The organism is Catellatospora tritici (genome assembly GCF_019083965.1).
In the GTDB taxonomy this organism is placed as follows: domain Bacteria; phylum Actinomycetota; class Actinomycetes; order Mycobacteriales; family Micromonosporaceae; genus Catellatospora; species Catellatospora tritici.
Genome location: NZ_JAHRCY010000018.1, coordinates 120,529 through 143,070, shown reverse-complemented (window position 1 = coordinate 143,070; position 22,542 = coordinate 120,529). Strand labels below are relative to the sequence as shown.

The following is a 22,542-nucleotide window of genomic DNA, read 5'->3' as shown; positions in this document are numbered from 1 at the left end:
GCTCGGCTGGGGGCGGCCGGTGGCGGGCCGGGGCGGCCGGTGGCGGGGCGGGTCGGGAACCGGAAGCGCGCTCGGGCGGTCGAAGGTGGCATGTCTAGTGTGCGTACGGCCGCGATCCTGCTCACCGCGCTGCTGGCCGGGGCTTGTGCCCAGCCGGGCGACGTCGGCTCGCCGGGTCCCGGCGCGGGGGCGGCGCTGGCCGACCGCACGTTCCTGTCCACGGCGGTGACCGAGAACGGCACCCCGCGCCCGCTGGTCGGCGGAACCCGGATCAGGCTGATGGTGCAGCCGGACGGCACGGTCAGCCTGAACGCCGGCTGCAACCACCTGGGCGGCAAGGCCTCGTTCGACGACGGCAGGCTGACGGTCGGCGAGCCGGCCACCACCGACATGGGCTGTGACCAGCCCCGACACGAGCAGGACAATTGGCTTGGCGCGTTCCTCGGCGCGGGGCCGTCCTGGACCCTGAACGGTGACGTGCTCAAGCTCAGCGACGGCAAGACGGAGATCACCATGCAGGACCAGGAGACCGCGACACCGGACCGGCCGCTGACCGGCACCCGGTGGACGGTGGACACGGTGGTGACGGGCGACGCGGCGGGCTCGGTTCCCGGCGGCGCGGAGGCGTACCTGGAGTTCGCCGACGGCAAGGTGACCGGATCGACGGGCTGCAACCAGCTCGGCGGGACGGCCGAGGTGCGCGGCGACCGGATCGTGTTCGGAGCGCTGCGCACGACGAAGATGGCCTGCGCCGACGAGGTGAACCGGCTGGAGCGGGCGGTGCTGGCCACGCTGCGCGGCGAGGTGACCTGGAAGATCACCGCCGACCGGCTCGACCTCACCGGCCCGGACCGCGCCGGTCTGTCCCTGCGCGCCGGGTGACGTCGGGGTTCGATAGCGACAAACAGTCTATTCTTGGTGACAGCGACATTTCGCATGCGCGTACCACGGAGAATTGGGTGTTTTGACGGATTCGGCGGCGAACGACGACCAGCGACGTGACAGTCCGCCGCTCGGCGCCGCACGATCCGAACAGCTGCACCGCAGCGACCGCACCCTGGTCAAGCGGCGGTCGCTGCCCGGCGGTGGATCCGTGATCGTCAAGGAGGCCCTCGGCCCCGACGCCGTGAAACGGACCGACCACGAGCTGGCGATCCTGCACCGCCTGCGCGGCGTCACCGGCGTCGCCCAGCTCGCCGACGCCCTCGCCGAGCCGGGCACCCTGGTGCTCGTCGACCCCGGCGGCACCACCCTGGACCAGCGCGGCAAGCCGCTGCCGTGGGCCGAGACCGTCACCGTCAGCCTGGACCTGGCCCGCACCCTGGCCGAGATCCACCGACGGCACGTCGTGCACCGCGACATCTGCCCGTCCAACGTCGTGCTGCCGCCCGGCGGCGGCGTGTGCCTGGTCGACTTCGAGCTCGCCACCGCGTTCGCCGAGATCAGGCCCGAGTTCACCCACCACAACGAGATCGTCGGCACGCTGCCGTACCTGGCCCCGGAGCAGACCGGGCGCACCGGACGCCCCGTCGACCAGCGGGCCGACCTCTACGCTCTCGGCGCCACCATGTACGAGCTGGCCACCGGCGCCCCGCCGTTCGGCACCGGCGACCCGCTGCGGCTCAGCCACGCACACCTCGCCCGCCGCCCGGTGCCGCCCGCCGAAGCCGATCCGCGGGTCCCCGCCGAGCTGTCGGCGATCATCATGCACCTGCTGGAGAAGGAACCGGACCACCGGTACCAGACCGCCGAAGGCCTGGCCCACGACCTGGCCCTGCTGCGCGACGCCCCGCCTGGCGCCCCCGCCGGGCTGCGGGTCGGCGCCAACGACGTGCCGCTGCGACTGCTCCCGCAGTCGCGCATCATCGGCCGCGACCCGGAGATCCAGGCGCTGGGCACGGCGTTCGCCGACGCGATGAGCGGGCTGAGCCACGGACTGCTCGTCACCGGAGCCGCGGGCGTCGGCAAGACGTCGCTCATCGACGAGCTGCGCGCCATCGCCTCGGCGGGCGGCGGCTGGTTCGTGTCCGGCAAGTTCGATCCGCACCGCCACGACCGCGACTACGACGCCGTACGCCAGGCGCTGCGGGCGCTGGGCCGGCTGCTGCTGGCCGAGCCCGAAGAGGAGCTGGCCGAGCTGCGCGACAGGCTGCTCACCACGGTCGGCCACAACGTGGGGCTGCTCGCCGCGGTCCTGCCCGAGTTCGGCGCCCTGCTGCACCTCGACGGCGACCCGGGCGTCGGCGACGCCGTACACGCCCAGGCCCGCACCCAGCGCACCGGTGTCGACGTGCTGATCGCGACCGCCTCACCGAAACGCCCGATCGTCCTGTTCATCGACGACCTGCAGTGGGCCGCGCGGACCCCGCTCGGGTTCATCGACCTGCTGGTGTCCGAAGGGCCACCCGACGGGCTGCTGCTGGTCGGCGCCTACCGAGAGGACGAGGTCGACGCCACGCACCCGCTCGCGGCGATGATCGCCCGCTGGCGGCGCCAAGGGGTCGAACCGCAGCGGCTGCGGCTGGCGAACCTGACCGCCGACAGCACCACCGAACTCGTCGCCGACCTGCTGCACCTGGACCCGCACGACGCGGCCGAGCTGGCCGGACCCGTGGCCCAGCGCACCCAGGGCAACCCGTACGACACGGTCGAACTGGTCAACTCGCTGCGGCGCGACGGCGTGCTGCAACTGCGCGAGGACGGCTGGTCCTGGGACGGCGCCACCCTGTCCCGTCACCTGCGCCAGGCCGACGTGACCGACCTGTGGACCGCCCGGGTGAACGCGCTGCCCGAACCCACCCGCCGCGCCGTGGAGATCATGGCCTGCCTGGGCGGCAAAGCCGACCTGAACCTGCTGCAGACCATGTCCCAACGCAGCGCCGCGGCCATCGAGGAACTGCTCGTGCCCGCCCTCGACGACGGCCTGCTGGTGCTCGAACCCGGCGACCCCGCCGACGTGCTGCGGTTCCGACACGACCGGGTCCGCCAGGCCATCCTCGACAGCCTGCCCGGACCGAGGCTGACCCAGCTGCGTCTGGAGTTGGCCCGCCGCCTGTCCGCCCAGCCGAGCCTGGCCGACCTCGCCGCCCAGCAGTACCTCCATGTCGCCGGCCGGATCACCGACCAGACCGAACGCCGCCGCGCCGCCGCGCTGTTCGCCCGCGCCGCCGAACGCTCCCGTCTGCTCAGCAACCACGCCGCCGCCGAGCGTTTCCTGGCCGCCGCGATCCCCCTGACCGACCCCGCCAACACCGCCGAGCTCCTCGGCCTGCACACCGCCCGCCACGCCGCCCTGTACGGCCTCGGCCGCCTCGACGAAGCCGACCAGGTGTACCGGATCATCGAGGGCCTGTGCACCGACCCCGCCGACTGCGCCGATGCCACCCTGGTCCGGGTGCTCAGCCTCACCAACCAGGGCCGCGCCGCCGAAGCCGTCGCTCTCGGCCTGCACATGCTCGACGAACTCGGCATCCACGCCCCGCCGCGCGAACGCATGGACGCCGAGATCGAAGCCGACCTGGACCGGCTCGGCGACTGGCTCGACCGCGGCGACGTCGCGGCCGACCTGGCGCACCCCGAGCTCACCGACCCGCGGCTGCTCGCCGCGGCCTCGCTGATCAACAAGATGATGGCCCCGGCGTTCTTCAGCGACCAGACCATCCTGTGCTGGCTGACCATGCAGGCGCTGCGCTGCTGGGCCAAGTACGGTCCGGTCGCGACCCTGGCCGGACCCGTCGCGCACACCATGTTCGTCACCGTCGGCCGCCGCGGCGACTACCGCACCGGCCACCGCGCGATGCTGCGCTTCCTCGCCGCCGCCGAGGCCCGTGGGTACGAGCCCGACACCTCCCAGGCCCGCTTCCTCTACGCCCTGAGCACCGGCCACTGGTACGAGCCCCTCGAAGACGCCGTCCGGCAGGCACAACTGGCCCGCGAAGGACTGCTGCACGGTGGTGACCTGCAGAAAGCCTGCCACACCTACTACGTCACCGTGTACGGCCTGCTCGACTACGCCCCCACCCTCGACAGCTACCTCACCGAGGTGGACGCGGGACTCGCCTTCGCCACCCGCACCGGCAACGACCAGTCCACCGACGTCTACCTGCCGTACCGGCGGCTGGCCGCCGTGCTGCGCGGCGAACACGTCGAGGCCTACGCCGACGAGCAGACGGTGCTCGACAGCCTGGCCGGCAACGTCGTCGCCGTGTCCAACATGCACCTGACCCGGGCCCTGGCCGCCGTGCTGTTCGACGACCCGGCCGCGCTGCACCACCACGCCACCGCCGCGGCCGCGCTCATCCACACCAACCCGGCCACCTACCCGGTCGCGCTGACCCAGCTGCTGCGCGCGCTCGACCTGGCCAGCCGTGCCCGCGCCGCCGAACCGGCCGAACGCGACGAACTGCTGTCCGAACTGGACGAGTGCGCGGCGTGGCTGGCCCAACGAGCCGCCGACGCACCCGGCAACTTCGAGCACCTGCTGCTGCTCGTACGCGCCGAGGACGCCGCCGCGCACGGCGACTTCCCGGCCGCCGCCCGCGCCTTCGACGCCGCCCAGCGCGAGGCCGCCACCCGCGAGCGCCCCTGGCACCGCGCCCTCATCCTCGAACGCGCCGCCCGGTTCTACCTCGCCAACGACATGCCCATCGCCGGGCAGAACCTGCTCGACCGCGCCCGGCACGCCTACCTCGCCTGGGGGGCCGCCGCGAAGGTCGACCAGCTCGACCGGGCCCGCCCGCCCACCGCGGACGGCACGACCCCCGCCACGGCGGCCGCCGAACCGCAGCGGCCCATCCTCACCAGCACCATCGACCTGCTCGGCATTCTCGCGGCGTCGCAGGCGCTCAGTTCGCAGACCACCTTCGACGGCGTACGCGCCCGCGTGGTCGAGGTGCTCAGCGACATGACCGGCGCCACCGCCGTACACCTGCTGCGGCGAGACGGCGACGGCGAGCACTGGGCCCTGCCCGCGCGGGAGCCCGGCGACCGACCCGCCGCGCCCGCCTCCGTCATCCGGTACGTCGAACGCACCCGCGAACCGCTGGTCGTCGGCGACGCCGCCCACGACGACCGCTTCGCCCGCGACCCGTACTTCGCCGGGCTGGACACCTGCTCGCTGCTGGCCGTGCCCATTGTCAACCGGGGCACCTGGCAGGCCCTGCTGCTGCTGGAGAACCACCTGATCCGCGAGGCGTTCTCGGCCGACCGACTGGACACGGTCCAGCTCATCGCAGGGCAGCTCGCCGTGTCCCTGGACAACGCCTCGGTGCTGGCCTCGCTGGAGCGCAAGGTCGCCCAGCGCACCGAGGAGCTCACCGCCGCCAACGCTCGCCTGGAGCTGCTGAGCAGCACCGACGCGCTCACCGGGCTGGCCAACCGGCGCCGCTGGGAGCAGCGGCTGGCGGGTGAGTGGGAACGCGCCTCGCGCACCGGGGCGCCGCTGGCGCTGGCGATGGTCGACATCGACCACTTCAAGCCGTACAACGACCATTACGGCCACCCTGCCGGCGACGACTGCCTGCAGCGCGTCGCCGGTGCGCTCACCCGCAACCTGCGCCAGATCGACCTGGTCGCCCGCTACGGCGGCGAGGAGTTCGCGGTGCTCATGCCGGGCATCGGCGTGGAGCGGGCCCGGCAGGTCGGCGAGCGGCTGCGCGGGGCGGTCGCCGCGCTGGACGAGCCGCACGCGGTGACCAGTGACGGAATCGTGACGGTCAGCGTCGGGGTCGCGTCGATGACGCCGGGTCCGGGCCGCGACGCCGAGGGCCTGGTCCGGCTGGCCGACGTCGAGCTCTACCGCGCCAAACGCAGTGGCCGCAACCAGGTCAGCGCCGCCGCCTGACCCCGGGGCCGACCCGGATCAGGCGGGTTCGATGCGGCCCATGTGACCGGCGCGACGCGCCAGCGGCGGCGACTCGCCTGGACGATACGGCGCTTCGCCGTAGGCTGGCAGGCGTGACCGAGTTCGACGGCCTTCCTGTCCTGCGCTCCCCTGTCGCCATCGCCGCCTTCGAGGGGTGGAACGACGCCGCTGACGCCTCCACCGCCGTGGTGGAACACCTGGAGCAGGTGTGGGACGCCCGTGAGGTCGCCGTGGTCGACCCCGAGGAGTTCTACGACTTCCAGGTCAACCGACCGCTGATCACGCTGGTCGAGGAGGAGCGGCGCATCGAGTGGCCGAGCACCCGGTTCCTGGTGGCGTCGCCGCCCGGGGCCAAGCACGACGTGGTGTTGATCCGCGGCATCGAACCGAGCCTGCGCTGGCGCACCTTCTGCGGCGAGGTGCTGGAGATCTGCCACAGCCTGGGCGTGGAGAAGCTGGTGCTGCTGGGGGCACTGCTGGCCGACGTGCCATACAGCCGCCCGCTGCCGATCAGCGGCACCGTGACCGGCAAGTCCGCGGCCGAGGAGAAGATCAAGCTGACCCCCACCCGGTACGAGGGACCGACCGGCATCGTGGGGGTGCTCCAGGAGAGTGCCCGTCGCGCCGAACTGGACGCGATGTCGTTCTGGGTGCACGTGCCGCACTACGCCAGCAACCCGCCGTGCCCGAAGGCCACGCTGGCGCTGCTGCACCGCCTGGAGGAGGTGCTGGACCTGCCCGTGCCCATGGCCGACCTCGCCGAGGAGTCGGCCGAGTGGGAGGACCGGGTCCGCGCCGCCGCCGCCCAGGACGCCGAGCTGGCCGAATACCTGCGCGACCTCGAGGAGCGCGCGGGCGACGCGATCAAGCCGCTGTCCGGTGACGAGATCGCGGTCGAGTTCGAGAAGTACCTGCGCCGCCGCGGCGGCTCCCACGGCCCCACCCACGGCACCTGGTGACCTCCCCGGCTTGATCGTCCAAGTTGCCGGGCACTCGGGCGTATCTTGCGCTGCTTTTCGCCCGAGTGCCCGGCAACTTGGACGATCTTTGGGGCGCGACACGTTGACTAGGTCGTCCTAGGACGCTAGGTATTCGGACATTCGTACGGCATGATCCCTATCATGACCGAGACGGGCATCGGCGGGATCAATCCGGGCGCGGCGGAACATCCGCACCGCCAGATCGCCGCCCAGCTGCGCGCGAAGATCAGACGGGGCGACTGGGCCGCGGGCGAGCAGCTGCCCTCGATCCCCGCCCTGGCCCAGATGTACGGAGTGGCCAAGCAGACCGTGCAGCGCACCATCGACCAGCTGCGCATCGAGGGCCTGCTGATCACCAAGCCGGGCTCCGGCACGTTCGTGCGCGGGACCCGGCGCCGCCTCAACCGGCTGTCCCGCGGCCGCTACGGCGCCCAGCGCGGATACCACGCCGACCTGGCCGCCCGATACCGGCAGCAGCTCACCGAGGTCGGCCGGGCCACTCCCCCGGCGGAGGTCGCCGACGCGTTCGGCGTCTCCGACAGCACCGAACTGGTGGTGCGGCGCCACATCGTGCGCACCCAGGACGCCACTGTCGAGGTGGGTGCCTCGTGGCTACGCCCCACCGACACGGCGGGCACCGGGCTGGAGCGCTTCGAATCGTTCGGCCGCCCGCTGTACCAGGAGGTCGAGGAGGTGACCGGCCGCCGCTACGTCACCGCGACCGACACCATCACCGCCCGGCTGCCCACCCGCGAGGAGGCCGAGGTGCTGCAGATCCGCCCCGATACGCCGGTGCTGCACCTGCTGCACGTGGCCTACGACGCCGACCACCGCCCCATCGAGGTCGCGCAGTCCACCTGGCCCGGACCGATGACGACACTCACGGAGGACTATCGGGTGCCCGCGCCACGCCCGGACGCGGACCTCGACGGAGACCCGGATCCGGGCCTGGTGCTGGGCTGATCCCTTAATGTCGGGTGGCCGACAGTTTTTCGCCTGCGCGTGAGCGCACCGGTCGCAAGGATGGGACGCATGACCCTTCGCCGAGACGTTCCCGCAGGTAAGCGAGGCGCCTTCGGGCCGGGAGACACCGGCCGCAAGTCGCCGCAGGCGTTCGTGGCCACCCTCGGCGCCCTGGTCGTGCTCGTGATCGGACTGGCGCTGCTGGCCATCCTGGTCGTCGGGATCGCCGACGGCGTGGCCAGCACCGGCGTGCTGCTGCTCGGGGCGCTGTGCCTGGGCGTGTTCGCGCTGGCCGCCCGCCTGGGCCACGTCGCGCTGACGCTGCGCCGCGAGGCCGCCGCCGCGGCCCGACCTGCCGCGCCACGGCGGGCCGCGCCCCCGCAGGCACCGCGCCCGCCCGCCCGTTCCCGCCCGCAGCCCCGCCCGCGCGCCTGACTGCGGCAGGAAATCCGGCGCCTGATCGGCGGGTGGCGGCATGTGCGCACGTCGTGCACCATCCGAGCCGTGCAGATCTTCGCCCCGCCGGGTACGCGCCGCCTCACGCCGCGTCCGCGCGACCGCCGCCGTACCCTCGTCTGGTTCTGGATCTTTCTGATCTTCTCCGGTCTGCTGTTCGCGGGCTACGCCACGGGCGATGACGGGCTGAAAGTGCTGGTGTTCGCGGTGCTCTGGCTGGCGGCCGCCGTCGTGAAGGCCATGGAACTCATGTGCGGCGTCCACGTGGGCGACGGCACGCTGGTGGTCGGCGACGGGATGCGGCTGCGCCGCGTCGCGCTGGCCGAGGTCACGGCGTTCACGCTGCGCGCCGCCGCGGGGTCCGAGATCCTGTGGATCGAGCTCGCCGACGGCCGACGGGTCGAGACGCCCGCCGTCGTGGCCTGCGACGCCGTGGCGGGCCGGACTGACCTCATCTCGATGTCCCGCTCCGGGCTGCTGCGCATGATCGACGATCTGGAGCACCTAAGGCGGGCGGCCCTCACCCGCCAGGCCGCGTGACCGCGGTCCGGCCCCGAGTCATCGCTACGGGACAGCGAAGTAGCCTCGGCCCGACACGATGCCCCCGGGTGGAAACGACGGGACACCGACCGCCGCGGGAGCGGGTTAAGAAGGGCACCTTCCTCTACGCAGAGCGATAAGAAGGTGCCCTTCCTTACCTACAGGGCGATGCCGAGGAGGGCGTCGAGGGTTTTCGCCATGAGGGCGGGGGCGTCGGGGTCGGTACCCGCTCCGGCGAGGGTGTCGTCGGCCCAGGCGTCGATGAGGGCCAGCGCGCCGGGGGTGTCCAGGTCGTCGGTGAGCTTGCCGCGCACCCCGGCCAGGAACTCGGCTCCGGACGGTCCGGCGGCGGCCTGCGCGGCGCGACGCCAACGGGCCAGCCGGGCCTCGGCGGTCTTGAACAGGTCGTCGGTCCACGAGCGGTCGGTCCGGTAGTGGTCGGCCAGCAGGGCGAGCCGGACCGCCATCGGGTCGACGTTGTCGGAGCGCAGCCGGGAGACGAAGACGAGGTTGCCGCGGGATTTGCTCATCTTCTCGCCGTCCAGGCCGATCATGCCCGCGTGCACGTAGTGCCCGGCGAACGGCGCCTTGCCGGTGAGCACCTCGGCGTGGGCGGCCGAGCACTCGTGGTGCGGGAACAGCAGGTCGTTGCCGCCGCCCTGCACGTCGATGGTGTCGCCGAGCAGGCCGAGGGCGATGACGGCGCACTCGATGTGCCAGCCGGGGCGGCCGGCGCCGAGCGGGCCGCCGTCCCAGGACGGCTCGCCGGGGCGCGAGCCGCGCCACAGCAGCGGGTCGAGCGCGTCGTACTTGCCGGGGCGCTGGGGGTCGCCGCCGCGTTCGGCGGCGAAGACCAGCATCTGCTCACGCGAGAGGTTCGACTCGTACCCGAAGCGGGGGGCGGAGCTGATCGTGAAGTAGACGTCGCCGGTGCCGTCGTCGAGGCGGTACGCGGCACCGGTGTCGAGCAGTTCGACGACCTTCTCGACGATGGCCGGGATCGACTCGACGGCGCCGACGTAGCGGGCCGGCGGGATGATCCGCAGCGCCTCCATGTCCTCGCGGAACAGGGCGGTCTCGCGCATGGCCAGGACCTTCCAGTCCTCGCCGTCGCGGTTGGCCCGCTCCAGCAGCGGGTCGTCGATGTCGGTGACGTTCTGCACGTAGGTGACCTCGTGCCCGGCGTCCCGCCACAGCCGGTTCACCAGGTCAAACGTGATCATGGTGGCGGCATGGCCCAGGTGGGTCGCGTCGTACGGGGTGATGCCGCAGACGTACATGGTCGCGTGCCCGCCGTCGGGGCGGCTCGGGTGGGCGCCCTGGCGTGCGGAGTCGAAGAGAACGAGGGGCTGACCGGCGCCGGGCAGGCGCGGGACGTCGAGTCCGGACCACGATTCCATGTCCGCCAGCGTAACCAGCATTCTGCCGAGAGCGGATCTAGCCTCGAGGGGTTACCCGGTTGGCCGAACGTGACGCTAGGGTCGAGGCATGACCCATCAGGTGTACGCGTTCGAGCCGCCGGAGCGGTTCGTGGCAGGCACAGTGGGTCCGCCCGGTGAGCGCACGTTCTTTCTGCAGGCACGCGGCGGGGGCCGCCTGGTAAGCGTCGCGCTGGAGAAGATGCAGGTGGCGCTGCTGGCCGAGAAGCTCGAGGAGCTGCTCACCGAGGCACATCACCGCTTCGGGGCGGACCTGCCCGGCACCGAGCTCCCGACGGACAACGAGCCGTTGGAGGCGCCGGTCGACGAGGAGTTCCGCGTCGGCACACTCGGGCTGGCCTTCGACGTGGAGTCCAGTACGGTGGTGATCGAGGCGATCGCGGCCGAGGAGGTCGAGTTCGACGCCGAGACCGACACCGGGGACGAAGCCGACGCCGAGGACGCACCGGAGATCTCCGACGACCTCGACCGGTTGCGGGTGCGGCTGACGCCGCAGGAGGTGCGGAACTTCATCGACCGCGCCAAGCGGGTCGTGGCGGCAGGGCGGCCGCCGTGCCCCCTGTGTGGCCAGCCGCTGGATCCGGCCGGGCACCTGTGCCCCCGGCACAACGGCTACCACCGCAGATAGCGCTACACCGCGGAAAAGACGGCACGCAGAGCAGCCGAGGAGGTCGGGCCATCCCTCCCGTCGACGACAAGACCGAGCTCGGGCGTCTGCTGCGCGGCGCCGACATGGAGATCGAAGGCAGGCTGGTCGAGGCCTCCAACACCACCCTGCGTGTGATTCTCACCGCCGACGGGCACACCTTCCGGGCGGTCTACAAGCCGGTGCGTGGTGAGCGGCCACTGTGGGACTTCCCACATGGCACACTGGCCGCGCGCGAGGTCGCGGCGTACGCGGTGAGCGACCGGTTGGGCTGGGACATCGTGCCGACCACGGTGATGCGCGACGGGCCGCTCGGCCCTGGCTCGTGCCAGCTGTGGCTGGACGAGGTGACCGAGCCGCCGGTCGACTTCGTGCCCGCCGACGAGCTGCCGCAGGGCTGGCTGCCGATCGCGGCGGCCCAGGACGACGAGGGTCGGCCGTACCTGCTGGCGCACGCCGACGATCCGGGGCTGGCCCGGATGGCGGTGTTCGACGCGGTGGTCAACAACGCCGACCGCAAGGGCGGGCACGTGCTGGCCACCCCGGACCGGAAACTGTACGGCGTGGACCACGGCATCTGCTTCCACACCGAGGACAAGCTGCGCACGGTGCTGTGGGGGTTCGCGGGCCGGGCCGTCGCCCCGGACGTGGCCGAGGCGCTGCGCGGGTTCGACGCGGGCATCCTGGCCGATCTGCTCGCCCCGGCCGAGGTCGAGGCGTTGCAGACCCGGGTGAAGCACCTGGTCGCGGAGGGGACCCTGCCGCAGCCGCCGGACGACCGCCACGCGATCCCGTGGCCGCCGATCTGAGACTTACTTCACCCGGCGGTGGTCGGTGACGACCATGTCGGCGTACTCCGGGTGGCGCTCCAGCCATCCGGCCAGGAACGGGCAGATCGGCACCACGGTGCGGGCGGCGGCGCGGGCGTCGTCCATGACGCGGCGGGCGATGGCGCCGCCGATGCCCTGGCCCTCGTACTCCGGGGACACCTCGGTGTGCGTGAACGCGATGATCTTGCCGGTGACCTGGTAGGTCATGAACCCGGCCAGCGTCTCGCCGTCACGTGCCTCGTAGCGCCCCTTGGCCGGCGCGTCCACCACCTCGATAGTCACCGCGCCATCCTAGTCCGCGGCCGCACCCGCGGTGCGATGGTGGATCGGCCCGTCGACCTCGGACAGCACCGCGCCGGAGCCGCCCCACCGGTTGGCGACGATCTCGGCGGCGATGCTGACGGCGGTCTCCTCGGGGGTACGCGCGCCCAGGTCCAGCCCGATCGGCGAGCGCAGCCGTCCCAGCTCCTCGTCGGTGAGTCCGGCCAGGCGCAGCCGGGCCAACCGGTCCTCGTGCGTACGCCGGGAGCCCATCGCCCCGACGTAGGCCACCGGCAGCCGCAACGCCACCTCCAGCAGCGGCACGTCGAACTTCGGGTCGTGGGTGAGCACACACAGCACGGTCCGCTCGTCCACGAGCCCCTGTTCGGCCTGCTCGGCCAGGTAGCGGTGCGGCCACTGCACCACCACCTCGTCGGCGGCCGGGAACCGCCGCGCGGTGGCGAACACCGGCCGGGCGTCGCACACGGTCACCCGGAACCCCAGGAACGACCCGATCCGGGCCACGGCGGCGGCGAAGTCGATCGCCCCGAACACGATCATGCGAGGCGGCGGGGCGTACGACGCCACGAACAGCGTCAGCTCGTCGCCGCGCCGCTGCCCCTCGTCGCCGTACCGCAGGGTGCCGGTGCGGCCGGCGGCGAGCATGCCCCGGACGTCGTCGGCCACGGCCGCGTCCAGTCGCGACGATCCGAACGAACCGCCGGTCCGGTCGGCCCAGACGACCAGGCGCCGCCCGAACCGGTCGTGGTCGGCGGGCTCGACGCAGGTGACCACCGCGACCGGCTCCCCCGCCCGGATCGACGCCACCACCGCACCCAGCTCGGGAAAGGTCTGCCGCGACACCCGCTCCACGAACACGTCGATGATGCCGCCGCAGGTCAGGCCGACCGCGAACGCGTCGTCGTCGCTGACTCCGTACCGCTGCAGCACCGGCAGCCGGTCGGGGTCCACGGCCAGTTCGTATACGGCCGCCTCGACACAGCCGCCGGAGACGCTGCCGGTGACCTCGCCGTCCGGGGCGACCAGCATCGCCGCACCGGGCTGACGCGGCGCCGAGCGCCAGGTGTGCACGACCGTGGCCAGCCCGACGGTGGCCCCTTCGGCCCACCATCGGTGCAGCTCGTCGAGCACGTCACGCATCGGGGGCCCGCGGTGCCGAGTCGGTCTCGGGCAGGTCCAGATCGGTGCCGTCGGCGATGTCGTCGCAGGGCACCTCCTCGACCAGCTGGCTCACCAGGTACGGCCGCGCCCCGACGTCGCCGACGGCCAGCCGGGCCGCCCCGTCCCAGTGTTCGCGCCCGAGCAGCACCGGATGCCCGCCCTCGCCGCCGTACGTGGCCACCCGCAGTGTCGAGGGGCGTGCCCCGGCGGCGATGCGGCGCACCGCCTGCGGGGTGATGCCGGGGGTGTCCACCAGCAGCACCACCACCGCCGCGACCTCCTCGGGCAGCGCGTCCAGCCCGGCCCGCAGCGACGAGCCCAGGCCGGTGGCCCAGTCCTCGTTGACCACCACCCGCGCGTCGGGCAGCGGCGGCACGTCCTGCGCGCCCGCGCCGAGCACCACCACCACCGGGTCGCAGCCACCCTCGCACAGCGTGCGCAGAGCACGCTGCACCAGCAGCTCACCGCCGCCGGGCACCGGGGCCAGCGCCTTGGGCATGCCGTAGCGCCGCCCCGCGCCCGCCGCCAGCAGCAGCCCCGCCGCGCTCACCGCACACCCGCCGCGGTGCCGACGGCGTGCCCAGAGGCGGTCGGCTCGGGGTCGGCGTCCTGCCACGCCTGGGCCAGCCGGGCCAGGCCGTCGCCGGTGAGGGCGCCGTAGACCCGCAGCCGGGCCAGGCCACCGTCGGGATAGACGTCGAGCAGCACCTCCTCGACGGAGGCGGCGACGGCGGGGCGGAATCGGTGCCGGGTGTCGGGCTGCAGCCGGGTACGCGGCAGGATCTGCTCACCGTCGGGCCCGGTCAGCGCGGCCCAGCCGGGGGCGTTGCCCTTGAAGTGGGAGGTGTCCAGCTCGATCAGGCTCGGGACGCCGGGGGCGGCCAGCCGGACGCGGACCCAGTCGTTGCCGCCGTCGCGGCGGCGCCGGGTCTCCCAGCCCTCGCCCATGCTGGCGGCCAGGCCGGGCAGCAGCAGGTTGCCGGGCGAGCCGTAGAACCGGTCGGAGCAGTCGAGCACCCGGCCGCCGTACTCGGCGGCGGCCAGGTCGAACACGTCGGGCAGCAGGTCGGGGTCGACCGCGGGGGTGCCGTAGACGCGCAGCCGGGCCACCCCGCCGTCGGGGAAGATGTTCAGCCGCACGTGTGAGGCGCGGCGCGGCTGCTCGACCGGGAACCGGTTGCGGGTGTCGCCCTGCAACGGCGAGCGCGCCACCAGCGAGAACCAGTCCGCCTCGGCCAGCTCTTCCGGCGACGGATAGCCCGCGAGCAGGCAGCCCTCGACCGACGCCTCGGGCGGGTAGTTGCCGGTGAAGAACGCGGTGTCCACGACGACCCCGTGCACGGTGCCGGGCGTGCCCAGCCGCACGATCGCGTGGTCGTGGCCGGGTTCGCGGCGGCGGCGGGTCTCCCAGCCGTCGTACAGCTGACCCTTGGCGCCGAAGGTGCGCGGGGTGAAGCTCGGCGCCCACGGGTTGATCAGATTGTCGCGCTCGGCGAAGAACTCGTCGTTGGCCGACACGACGCTGCCGCCGAGCGCCCGCGAGGCCAGGTCCAGTGATTCCTCGAACGTCATGGGCGCTCCAGCAGTCGACCGATCGGTTCCGCGCCGGCCAACCGCCCGCGCAGCCAGGTGTCGCGCACCACCCCGCGCAGCCGCCGCCCCTGGTACGGCGAGACGGGATGCCGGTGCAGCAGCGCGGCGGCGTCCACGGTGAACTCCGCCTCCGGGTCGAACGCGACCAGGTCGGCGTCGGCGCCGACCGCGATCCGGCCCTTGCCGGACAGGCCGACCAGGTCGGCGGGCGCCTGGGCCATCCAGCCGACGACCTGCGCCAGCGGCACCCCCCGGGTGACCGCCGCGGTCCACACCACGGGCAGGCTGAGCTGCACCGACGCGATGCCGCCCCAGGCGGAGGCGAAGTCGCCCGCCTTCAGCTCAGGCGGGCACGGCGAGTGGTCGGACACGACCGCGTCGATGACCCCGTCGCGCAGCCCCTGCCACAGCGCGTCCTGGTGCGCGCCGTCGCGTACGGGCGGGCAGCACTTGAACTCGGTGGCGCCGTCGGGCACCTGATCGGCGCGCAGGGTGAGGTAGTGCGGGCAGGTCTCGGCGGTGACGCGTACCCCGTCGGCCTTGGCCTGGGCGATCACGGCGACGGCCTCGGCGGCGGCCAGGTGCAGGATGTGCACCCGGGCGCCGGTGCGCCGGGCCAGGTCGATCGCGGTGGCGACGGCCGAGGCCTCGGCCTGCGGTGGGCGGCTGGCGACGAAGTCGGCGAAGTGCGCGGCGTGCTCCGGCGTACGCACCAGGGCCGGGTCCTCGGCGTGCAGCACGAACAGCGCGTCCACGGCGCGCAGTGCCTGCTCCAGCCCGGCCGGGTCCAGCGGCGGGAACTCCGGCACCCCGGAGTCGATCAGGAACGCCTTGAACCCGAACACCCCGTGCTCGTGCAGCTTGGGCAGGTGGTCGGTGTTGCCGGGCACCGCCCCGCCCCAGAAGCCGACGTCGACGTAGCACTGCTCGGCCGCCGCGGCCCGTTTGACCGCCAGCGCCGCGATGTCGACCGTCGGCGGGATGCTGTTGAGCGGCATGTCGACGATGGTGGTGACGCCCCCGGCCGCCGCCGCGCGGGTGGCGGTGTCGAAGCCCTCCCACTGGGTGCGGCCGGGCTCGTTGACGTGCACGTGCGTGTCGACCAGGCCTGGCAGCAGCGCGCACTCGCCCAGGTCGATCAGTTCGTGGCCGGTCAGCGCCCCGTGCCCGGCGACGGCCGCGATCCGCCCGCCCGACACCGCCACGTCGGCGGGCCGCTCGCCCTCCGGCGTGAGCACCCGGTAGGACCGGAAGATCAGGTCGCTCATAGCGCATCCAATGTGGACAGCTCCAGGTCCAGTTCGTCCGGGTCGAGGGCGCCGCAGTGCAGGCCGCGGCGCAGGAACGCGGCGAGCATCCGGGCGGTGGCCGGTTCGTCGAGGTAGCCGCTGTCACGGCGGTCCAGGTAGTCGCGCAGCCGCCGGGCCGCGACCGGGGCGCCGTCGCGGAAGAAGGCGTACGCGGTGCCGAAGCGCGTCGCCAGCTGCGCCGGATGCAGGTCCCAGCCCTGGTAGAAGCCGCGTGCCAGGCCCCGGCGCACCAGCGCGGCGTGCACGGCCCAGGCCGCGTGGACGGCGGCGGTGTCCCCGACCGGCAGCACGTTGGTGGAGCCGTCGGACAGCCGTACGCCCGTGCCCGCCGCCGCCACCTGCATCACCGACTTGGCGTGGTCGGCGGCGGGATGGTCGGCGGCCTGGTGGCCGGGCGCGATGCCGAGCGCGGCGGAGTAGTCGTACGTGCCGTAGTGCAGCCCGGTGCACCGCCCCGCACTGGCGTGGATCATGCGGGCCAGCGGGACCGTCCCGTCGGCGCCGAGCACCGCCTGCGGCAACTCGATCTGCAACTCGAACTTCAGCTGCCCGGACATCGGCTCCAGCCTGCGGCACAGCGAGACCATCGCCTCGACCTGCGCCACCGAGCCGACCTTCGGCAGGGTGATGACGAACCCGGGCGGGATGCTGCCCAGCGCGTCCAGGAACCGGTCCAGGGTGCGCACCGCCCGCGCCCGGGTCGGCGCCTCCAGGCTCTTGATCCGGATGCCGATGAACGGGGTCGGCCGGGTGGCCACGAAGGCCGCCATGGCGCGGGCGTGCGCGTCCTCGGTCTCGTCCTCGCGTACGCCGTAGCCGTCCTCGAAGTCGATGCGCAGGTCCTCGATCGGCTCGGTGGCCAGTTTCCGGCTCACCCGCTCGCGCAGCTCCTCCGGGTACGGCAGCCCGTGTTCGGCCAGCGCCGCCAGCGCCTGCTCGCCCCAGCGCGGCACCAGGTCGGCCCGGATCCGGTCGGCGGGGACGTACACGGTGTGCAGCGGCTGGCGGGTCGCGGGCTCGCCCGGATACCGCTCGCGCCACTGTGCGTCGTCGGCGGCCAGCCGCCGGTCGAGTTCCGCGTACGCCGCCGGGTTGAGCATCAGTCGATCAGCTCCCCGGCGGGCAGGGTCAGGAACGGGGTGAACTCGTCACACAGCGCCACCTGCTCGAACAGGCCGCGTGCGATGGCATACTCGGGACCCAGTTCCAGCATCTCGGCCTCGATCAGCTCCTGCAGCAGCGAGCGGGTGACCCGTTCGCCGGAGTCGAGCACCACCTCGTGGCGCAGCCACTGCCACAGCTGCGAGCGGGAGATCTCGGCGGTGGCGGCGTCCTCCATCAGGTTGTTGATCGCGGCCGCGCCGTTGCCGCCCAGCCACGCCTGCAGGTAGCGGATGCCGACGTCGATGTTGGCGCGTACCCCGGCCCGGGTGATCCGGCCCGGCACCGTGGACACATCCAGCAGGTCGTCGGCGGCGACCTCGACGTCGGGCCGCTGCCGGGGCAACTGGTTCGGGGCGCCGTCCAGGGCCTTCTCGAACACCTCCAGGCAGACCGGGACCAGGTCCGGGTGGGCCACCCAGGAGCCGTCGAAGCCGTCGGCGGCCTCGCGCTCCTTGTCCTGGCGCACCTTGGCCAGCGCGTTGGCGGTGACGTTCGGGTCGCGGCGGTTGGGGATGAACGCGGCCATGCCGCCGATCGCGTACGCCCCGCGCCGGTGACACGTCTTGACCAGCAGCTGCGCGTACGCCCGCAGGAACGGCGCCGCCATCGTCACCGAGCCCCGGTCGGGCAGCACGTACCGCTGGTGCTCGCGGAACTTCTTGATCAGGCTGAACAGGTAGTCCCAGCGCCCGGCGTTCAGACCGCTGGCGTGGTCGCGCAGCTCGTAGAGGATCTCGTCCATCTCGAACGCGGCCGTGATCGTCTCGATCAGCACGGTGGCCCGGATGCTGCCGTACGGGATGCCGAGCAGCTCCTGCGCGGCCGTGAACACGTCCTGCCACAGCCGCGCCTCCGCACTGCTCTCCAACTTCGGCAGGTAGAAGTACGGCCCGCTGCCCCGGCGCAGCAGCTCGGCGGCGTTGTGGAAGAAGTGCAGGCCGAAGTCGACCAGCGCGGCCACGCCGGGGGCGCCGTCGACGGGCAGGTGCCGTTCGTCGAGGTGCCAGCCGCGCGGGCGCACCACGATGGTCGGCAGCGGGCCGGGGTGCAGCGCGTACAGCTTGTCGCCCTGCTGCAGCGAGATGGTGCGGCGGACGGCCTCGTACAGGCTCTGCTGGCCGCCGACCACGTTGGCCCAGTGCGGGGTGTTGGCGTCCTCCAGGTCGGCCAGCCACACCTTGGCGCCGGAGTTGAGCGCGTTGATGGTCATCTTGCGGTCGGTCGGGCCGGTGATCTCCACCCGTCGGTCCACCAGGTCGGCCGGGGCGGGGGCCACGGCCCAGTCGGACTCGCGGATCCAGGCCGTGTCGGCGCGGAAGTCCAGCCGCCCGCTGCGGCTGATCTCCTTCTGCCGGGCCTGCCGCGCCGCCAGCAGCTCATCGCGGCGAGGACGGAACCGCCGCTGCAGCTCGGCGACGAACTCGACCGCCTCGGCGCTAAGGATCTCGGTCATTCAGGCTCCAACGATGTGCTCGGGGCGCACCGGCACCCGGGTCAGGGCCGCGCCGGTGGCGGCGCGGATCGCGGCCACGATCGCGGGCGTGGACGAGATGGTGGGCGGCTCGCCCACCCCGCGTAGACCGTACGGGCTGTGCGGGTCGGCCAGCTCCAGCACGTCGAGCCGCATCGGAGGCATGTCCATGATCGTAGGGAGCAGATAGTCGGTGAAGGACGGATTGCGCACCATTCCGTCGACGACCTGGATCTCCTCCATCAGCGCCAGCCCCAGCCCCTGCGCCGTGCCGCCCTGGATCTGCCCGGCCACCGCCTGCGGGTTCACCGCCTTGCCGACGTCCTGCGCGGTGACGATCTCGACCACCTTGACCAGGCCGAGCTCGGTGTCGACGTCGACTGTCGCCCGGTGTGCCGCGAAGGCGTACTGGACGTGGGCGTCGCCCTGGCCCGTTTCCGGGTCGAGTGGGTGGGTGGGCCTGTGGCGCCATTCCACCGTCTCCTCGACCGCCCCCTCCTCCAGCGCCTCCACCCATTCTTCAGGAGTAAGGAAGGGGCCCTTCTTATCGTTATCTGATGTGGAAGGGGCCCTTCCTGACGCCGTCAGGCGGTTGTGTAGGCGTGCGCGGAGGGCGATGCAGGCGGCGCGGACGGCGCCGCCGGTCATGTAGGTCTGGCGGGAGGCCGAGGACGAGCCCGCGCTGCCCACGTTCGTGTCGGCGGGCGCGATCGTCACCTGCTCCACGCCCAGCTCGGTACGCACGATCTGCGCCTGCACCGTGACCAGCCCCTGCCCCACCTCGGCCGCGGCCGTGTGCACCAGCGCCGCTGGGCGCCCGCCGACCAGCTCCAGCCGCACCCGGGCGGTGGCGAAGTCGTCGAACCCCTCGGAGAAGCACACGTTCTTGATCCCGATGGCGTAGCCGACCCCGCGCACCACGCCCTCGCCCCGCGTCGTGTTGGCGGTGCCGCCGGGCGGGAAGTCGGCCTCGGCCGGGGCGGGCGGCCGCTGCCGCACCAGTTGCAGCAGCTCGGCGACCGGGGCGGGGCCTTCCACCAGCTGCCCGGTCGGCATCCGGTCGCCGGTGGTCAGCGCGTTGCGCACCCGCAGTTCGACCGGGTCCAGCCCGAGCTCGGCGGCGAGTCTGTCCATCTGGGACTCGTACGCGAAGCAGGCCTGCACGGCGCCGAAGCCGCGCATCGCCCCGCACGGCGGGTTGTTGGTGTAGAGCCCGTAGGCGTCCATCACCACGTTCGGCACGTCGTAGGGGCCGATGCCGAGGGTGGCGGCGTTGGCGACGACCGCGCCGGTGCTGGAGGCGTACGCGCCCCCGTCGAGCACGATGCTGGCCTTCACGTAGACGAGGCGGCCGTCGCGGTCGGCGCCGTGCTCGTAGCGCAGCCGGGCCGGGTGGCGGTGCACGTGGCCGAAGAACGACTCCTCCCGGCCGTACACCATCTTCACCGGGCGTCCGGTCCGCAGCGCGAGCAGGCACGCGTGCACCTGCATGGACAGGTCCTCGCGGGCGCCGAAGGCGCCGCCGACCCCGGCCAGCGTCAGCCGCACCTTCTCCTGCGGCAGGCCCAGGCAGGCCGCGACCTGCTGCTGGTCGACGTGCAGCCACTGGGTCGCGATGTACAGGTCCACGCCGCCGTCCTCGGCGGGCACCGCCAGCCCGGACTCCGGGCCGAGGAACGCCTGGTCCTGCATGCCGACCCGGTACTCGCCGGTGACCACGATCGGGGCGGTCGCGGCCGGGTCGCCCTTGCGGATCGGCACGTGGCGCAGCAGGTTCGGCCGGTCGGCGTGCACCCGATCGGCACCGGGTTCCAGCGCGGCGTCGGGGTCGGTGACCGGGGTGAGCACCTCGTAGCCGACCTTGATCAGCGAGGCGGCGCGGCGGGCGGTCTCCGGGTGGTCGGCGGCCACGATCGCGATCGGCTCGCCCTGGTAGCGGATCTCGGTGGAGGCCAGGACGGGCTGGTCGGCGTGCTCCAGGCCGTACACCCGGCGTCCCGGCACATCCTCGGCCGTGAGCACCGCGTAGACCCCCGGCAGCGCGACCGCCGCGGTCAGGTCCAGGCCCGTGAGCTTCGCCCGGGGGTACGGGCTGCGCAGCGTCGCCCCCCACAGCATGTCGTCGGCCCACAGATCGGACGAGAACGCGAACTCGCCACTGACCTTGAGCCGCCCGTCCGGCCGCTGCGGACTCGCGCCGACCCCGCCCCCGACCCGCATGTCGAGGCCGCTCGGCCGGGCCACCACCCGGACCACCGCGTTTCGATCCGGCACCGTCACGGGCGCACCTCCGCACTCAGACGACGACTGACCCGGGCCAGTTCGCGGGCGAGGGTGCCCTGGTCGGCATTGGTGAGACGCCCGCCACGAACCACGGTCGCGCCGCCGACCAGCAGCGCCTCCAGCGGCGCGGGCGGCCCGAACACCAGTGCCGCCACCGGGTCGGCGATGCCCGCGTGGCCCAGCCCGTCCAGCCGCCACAGCGCGACATCGGCCAGCTTGCCCACCTCCAGGGAGCCGAGCTCCCGTTCCCGGCCCAGGCAGCGGGCGCCGCCGATCGTGCCCAGCGCCAGGGCCTCCCGCGCCGTGAGCGCGGCCGCCGCCACACCGTCCCCGGCGCGCCCCCCCGCGTCCCCGCTCGCCCCCGTGCCGGAGCGGGCTGCCGCGCCGGAGTGGGCCGACGGGTCGGCGCCGGTCGAAGCGGTGCCGGGTGCCGTGTGTGCGGCGCGCAGCCGGGCCGACAGCAGGGCCTGGCGCAGTTCCGGGCCCAGCGCGCCCGCCTCTTGCGAGGCGGCCCCGTCGACGCCCAGCCCGACCGGCGCACCCGCGTCGAGCAGGTCGCGCACCGGCGCGATGCCCGCGCCGAGCCGGGCGTTGGAGCTGGGACAGTGCGCGATCCCGGTGCCGGTCGCGCCCAGCCGGGCGATCGCCGCCGCGTCCAGGTGCACCCCGTGCGCCAGCCACACGTCCTCGCCCAGCCAGCCCAGCTTCTCGGCGTACTCGACCGGGGTGCAGCCGAAGCGGTCGCGACAGAACCGCTCCTCGTCCAGCGTCTCGGCCAGGTGGGTGTGCAGCCGTACGCCGTGCGCGCGGGCCAGCGCCGCTCCCTCGCGCATCAGCTCCGACGTGACCGAAAACGGCGAGCAGGGCGCCACCGCCACCCGCACCATCGCCGACGGGGACCGGTCGTGGTAGCGCTCGATAGCCTCGGCGGTCCCGGCCAGCGCCGCGTCGGTCGACTCCACCACGTGGTCGGGTGGCAGCCCGCCGTCCTTGGCGCCGAGGTCCATCGAGCCACGGCAGGCGTGCAGCCGTACGCCGATCCCGCCCGCCGCGCGCACCTGGGCCCCGATCAGGTCACCCGTGCCGCGTGGGAAGACATAGTGGTGGTCGGCGGCGGTGGTGCAGCCCGACAGGGCGAGCCAGCCCAGCCCGGCCGCGCTGGTGGCGTGCACGAGTTCGTCGTCCAGCCGCGCCCAGATCGGGTACAGCTCGACCAGCCAGCCGAACAGGTCGCGCTGCTGGGCGAGCCCCCGGGTGGCCCACTGGTACAGGTGATGGTGTGTGTTGACCAGCCCCGGCGTGGCCAGGCAGCCCCGCCCGTCGATGACCCGGTCCACCGGCCCGGCGTACCCGCCCACGCCGACCGCCGCGATCCGGTCGCCCTCGATCAGCACGTGCCCGCGCTCGTGCTCGGTGCCGTCGGCGTCGACTGTCGCGATCGCGCAGTCGGAGATCAGCACCCGCAGCGGCAGGTTCGGCGGGGCCATCAGGTGCTCGTCCCGGCCGCTCATGCGGGTTTCCCACTCGGCGCGGAACCCGGGTGCGGCACGCGCCGCCCGGA

18 protein-coding genes are annotated in these 22,542 nt (G+C 73.3%); 8 read left to right on the top strand and 10 right to left on the bottom strand.

The features are described 5' to 3' along the window. Positions 1–90 precede the first annotated feature (90 nt). From KUA19_RS31840 to KUA19_RS31815, 6 genes are all read left to right on the top strand, one after another. Positions 91–882 (top strand): META domain-containing protein, encoded by a 792-nt coding sequence (locus tag KUA19_RS31840; protein ID WP_217401970.1) that lies wholly within the window; start codon positions 91–93, stop codon positions 880–882. An 82-nt stretch (positions 883–964) separates the two neighbouring features. Further along, positions 965–5,842 (top strand): diguanylate cyclase domain-containing protein, encoded by a 4,878-nt coding sequence (locus KUA19_RS31835; RefSeq protein WP_217401968.1) that lies wholly within the window; start codon positions 965–967, stop codon positions 5,840–5,842. A 113-nt stretch (positions 5,843–5,955) separates the two neighbouring features. Further along, positions 5,956–6,822: a PAC2 family protein gene (locus KUA19_RS31830; RefSeq protein WP_217401966.1), complete on the top strand. Its 867-nt coding sequence runs from the start codon at positions 5,956–5,958 to the stop codon at positions 6,820–6,822. 162 nt (positions 6,823–6,984) lie between these two features. Further along, complete coding sequence (locus KUA19_RS31825) at positions 6,985–7,806, top strand: GntR family transcriptional regulator (RefSeq protein ID WP_217401964.1); 822 nt, start codon at positions 6,985–6,987, stop codon at positions 7,804–7,806. 69 nt (positions 7,807–7,875) lie between these two features. Further along, on the top strand, positions 7,876–8,241 hold the full coding sequence (locus KUA19_RS31820) for a hypothetical protein (RefSeq protein WP_217401962.1): 366 nt from the start codon (positions 7,876–7,878) through the stop codon (positions 8,239–8,241). A gap of 69 nt (positions 8,242–8,310) precedes the next feature. Next, the gene (locus KUA19_RS31815) at positions 8,311–8,802 is read left to right on the top strand and encodes a hypothetical protein (protein WP_217401961.1); all 492 of its coding nucleotides are present in this window, start codon (positions 8,311–8,313) and stop codon (positions 8,800–8,802) included. 158 nt (positions 8,803–8,960) lie between these two features. Here KUA19_RS31815 and mshC read toward each other — a convergent pair whose 3' ends face one another. Beyond that, entirely contained in the window at positions 8,961–10,202 is a 1,242-nt protein-coding gene (gene mshC / locus KUA19_RS31810) for a cysteine--1-D-myo-inosityl 2-amino-2-deoxy-alpha-D-glucopyranoside ligase (protein ID WP_217401959.1), read from the bottom strand. Positions 10,203–10,290: 88 nt separating this feature from the next. On the opposite strand from mshC, the gene KUA19_RS31805 reads away from it, so the two are divergent. Both KUA19_RS31805 and KUA19_RS31800 read left to right on the top strand, forming a co-directional pair. Beyond that, the gene (locus tag KUA19_RS31805; RefSeq protein ID WP_217401957.1) at positions 10,291–10,869 is read left to right on the top strand and encodes a DUF3090 family protein; all 579 of its coding nucleotides are present in this window, start codon (positions 10,291–10,293) and stop codon (positions 10,867–10,869) included. A gap of 104 nt (positions 10,870–10,973) precedes the next feature. Beyond that, on the top strand, positions 10,974–11,696 hold the full coding sequence (locus KUA19_RS31800; RefSeq protein ID WP_217401955.1) for an SCO1664 family protein: 723 nt from the start codon (positions 10,974–10,976) through the stop codon (positions 11,694–11,696). Positions 11,697–11,699: 3 nt separating this feature from the next. Here the strand turns inward: KUA19_RS31800 and KUA19_RS31795 are convergent, their stop codons facing one another. From KUA19_RS31795 to KUA19_RS31755, 9 genes are read right to left on the bottom strand one after another with little or no spacing between them, the layout of a single operon-like run. Further along, positions 11,700–11,999, bottom strand: a complete 300-nt coding sequence (locus tag KUA19_RS31795; RefSeq protein WP_217401953.1) for a GNAT family N-acetyltransferase — start codon at positions 11,997–11,999, stop codon at positions 11,700–11,702. Between the two features lie 9 nt (positions 12,000–12,008). Next, entirely contained in the window at positions 12,009–13,139 is a 1,131-nt protein-coding gene (locus tag KUA19_RS31790) for an XdhC family protein (protein WP_217401951.1), read from the bottom strand. Further along, positions 13,132–13,776, bottom strand: coding sequence for a nucleotidyltransferase family protein (locus KUA19_RS31785; protein WP_372451906.1), 645 nt, complete (start codon positions 13,774–13,776; stop codon positions 13,132–13,134). Before KUA19_RS31785 ends, KUA19_RS31790 begins: the two co-directional genes overlap by 8 nt. Beyond that, entirely contained in the window at positions 13,707–14,732 is a 1,026-nt protein-coding gene (alc, locus tag KUA19_RS31780) for an allantoicase (RefSeq protein ID WP_217401947.1), read from the bottom strand. The genes KUA19_RS31785 and alc overlap by 70 nt, the downstream gene beginning before the upstream one ends. After that, positions 14,729–16,021 (bottom strand): allantoinase AllB, encoded by a 1,293-nt coding sequence (gene allB / locus KUA19_RS31775; protein ID WP_217401945.1) that lies wholly within the window; start codon positions 16,019–16,021, stop codon positions 14,729–14,731. The genes alc and allB overlap by 4 nt, the downstream gene beginning before the upstream one ends. Then, entirely contained in the window at positions 16,018–17,163 is a 1,146-nt protein-coding gene (locus KUA19_RS31770; protein WP_217401944.1) for a DUF6986 family protein, read from the bottom strand. Before KUA19_RS31770 ends, allB begins: the two co-directional genes overlap by 4 nt. Further along, positions 17,163–18,680, bottom strand: coding sequence for a malate synthase A (gene aceB / locus KUA19_RS31765; protein WP_217401942.1), 1,518 nt, complete (start codon positions 18,678–18,680; stop codon positions 17,163–17,165). Before aceB ends, KUA19_RS31770 begins: the two co-directional genes overlap by 1 nt. After that, positions 18,681–20,978, bottom strand: coding sequence for a xanthine dehydrogenase subunit D (gene pucD / locus KUA19_RS31760; RefSeq protein WP_308167761.1), 2,298 nt, complete (start codon positions 20,976–20,978; stop codon positions 18,681–18,683). After that, positions 20,975–22,492, bottom strand: coding sequence for an 8-oxoguanine deaminase (locus tag KUA19_RS31755; protein ID WP_254550405.1), 1,518 nt, complete (start codon positions 22,490–22,492; stop codon positions 20,975–20,977). Before KUA19_RS31755 ends, pucD begins: the two co-directional genes overlap by 4 nt. Positions 22,493–22,542 lie beyond the last annotated feature (50 nt).